The sequence below is a fragment of the Fulvivirga kasyanovii genome (genome assembly GCF_009711405.1).
Taxonomy (GTDB): Bacteria; Bacteroidota; Bacteroidia; order Cytophagales; family Cyclobacteriaceae; genus Fulvivirga; species Fulvivirga kasyanovii.
This window is the reverse complement of the sequence record NZ_SMLW01000213.1, coordinates 1-2311: the sequence shown is the minus strand read 5'-3', so window position 1 is coordinate 2311 and position 2311 is coordinate 1. Positions and strand designations below refer to the sequence as shown.

Genomic DNA, 2311 nt, shown 5'->3' with positions numbered 1-2311 from the left:
GCGTTTACACAAAATTCTTTATACTACCTACTGTTGTTATCGGTTATTTCATCCTAACACCTCCTAGTTTCTTTAACTTTCTTCCATTTGTGATTCATGAACATTTTTTACGGAGTTCCTCAGTTAGAGAACACCATTTTATAATTGCATTTGACCTGGCTTTTTTGGCAACTTTATTTATAGTCTTAACTTACATGCTGAAACGAAGAATAAAGTAGACGCTGGTAGATCACTAGTAAGCATTGTTTGAGAAGGAGTATTCCAATAGCTACCGGGTACGAGCAAGCCTGTACCAGCGGAAGAAACCAGTACGAGAAATTGCAAGTAGAATGAGGTTATTCAATGTCATAATTTTCACGTGTTTATTTTCTTTTTGTCAATCCAACTCGCAAAATGGATTGGATGAAAATATAGAAAAAGGATGGGAGTATTTCTTCAATGAAGAATTTAAAAAGTCCGCGGATAAATTTGAACAGGCATATGTGCTGGATACAACCAATTTAAAAAGTATCATTGGTTTATTTTATTCCAAATCTTTATCTCGAAATGAAATTGATTTAAAACTATTAAAAATAATTCCAGGGGAATCTGAACATAATTTCTACCAATATGGAATGTCTGCTGCCACTCTTATTAAATATTATTCTACTCCTAAAAGAGAACGGGAAGCACCTTTTGATTTTAGTATTGATCAATTCAAAGCTTATCATACAGATGGGTATGTAAAAACCAAACAATTCGAAGGACAATACATCAACCAAAGAGAAGTCGGTCTATGGAAGTATTATAATTTAGGGGGTATTTTACAAAAGACAATACGATATTCTGACTCTACAGATATTCACTTGGTTACATACTATAGTCAGAATAAGAAGATTAGTGAGGAGTTAACGGAAATAAAAAAGTATGGTAGCTCTGTTTCTTATAAAGTATTAAAGAAGACAATATTCTATCAGGAACTACCGGATAAGATAGGGGAGTACCTATTTGTATCTGATGAGGGGTTTTGTATTTATAACAAAGAAAGCCCTTTAATTTTCGGTGAGAACACTCCCGACAATGTTATAGAAGAAGAGACATCATTAGAAGGTATTAATTATTATATATGGAGAGGCGGTAAACGGAGTTTGTACTTAGAAAGAAAATTCTAAATCATATAGGCAGCAAGGTATGGCCAGAAGTCCTTTATTGATTACCTTCCAGGGAGAAGTGCATCTTAAATTTTACAAAAATGCATTAATATGAAGGCAATATTCGTAGTGTTGTTCACAAATACAAGATGTTCACGTTACGTGAACATCTTGTATTTGTGAACAGTGAGCTAAAAGCCTTCGCTTCAAGCAAACCAAACATCAATACGTTTGAATCTCACCCATCTCCACGACTTCGAAATCTGAGACCTTTACGTCCCTGAGTTCCCTGAGGTCGTCATTGTTCCAGTTGTCATGAGGTGCTCCGGAAATGAACATGGATGATCCAACATCTGCCAGGATAAGGCCATACTTTTTCATGGCGTGCAGTATTACCTGGTTGGTTTCAGAGAAGCCGGATATGTCGTAGTCGGCTTTTAGCCTGAGTTTAGCTCCGAAGGGTAGCAGTTCGTCACCGGTAAGGTCAGATACCTTATGCCTGGCGGGATGGACGTAGCCACCGTAAATTTTTGATTTTGGCAGCGTAAAACGGATCGCATGATCTATTTCGCCATTTTCTTCAATTTCCGGGTGCCTGACCAGCAGTGGAAATATAGGTAATCCTGCGGCATCTGCTGAGGTCCAGGTTGCTGGCCGGAATGCTACCGTATTGAGGTCGAATACAGCACCGGAAGAAGCTCCCCAACCATTGCTGCTTCGGCTGGCGTTGTATAGTTCGTATAGCACACCATTGTCCACGTCCACACTGATCACATGGCTGTCGCCTTCTCCATTGCCTTCCACCGGGGCGTCCAGCGGAATGGCGAAGGGGCCTTCATCACTTTCATCACCGTAGTTGGCATCATAGTCGTTGCCCCTGTAGGTAATGGGTACTTCTGTTTGCATCTCGTCAACCACAGAGTAGGGGATGCCAATAGGCTTGCCCTCATAAGTGCCACTGCCGAAATCAGCAAAGAGGCCGACATCAAGACCAATGTTGTTGAGTATTTCAGTTGAATTGGCATCAACGTTCTTATCGGAAATATCCTCATTGAGTGGGTGCGATGCAGGAAAAATGGCTATTTGTTCTGCATCAGCCAGTGTTACGGGATCTCCATCAACCGGTGATCCGTCATCACCAGAGCAAGAGAAAAAGCCAGTACAAGAAATTAATAAAAGCG

The 2311-nt window shown here is 40.1% G+C and carries 2 protein-coding genes; one reads left to right on the top strand and one right to left on the bottom strand.

Annotated elements, in window-relative coordinates:
* Positions 1-398 precede the first annotated feature (398 nt).
* Positions 399-1151, top strand: a complete 753-nt coding sequence (locus E1163_RS00930; RefSeq protein WP_155168650.1) for a hypothetical protein — start codon at positions 399-401, stop codon at positions 1149-1151.
* A 201-nt stretch (positions 1152-1352) separates the two neighbouring features.
* On the opposite strand, the gene E1163_RS30270 is transcribed toward E1163_RS00930, so the two are convergent.
* On the bottom strand, positions 1353-2311 hold a 959-nt coding region (locus E1163_RS30270), incomplete at its 5' end, for a hypothetical protein (RefSeq protein ID WP_221417889.1).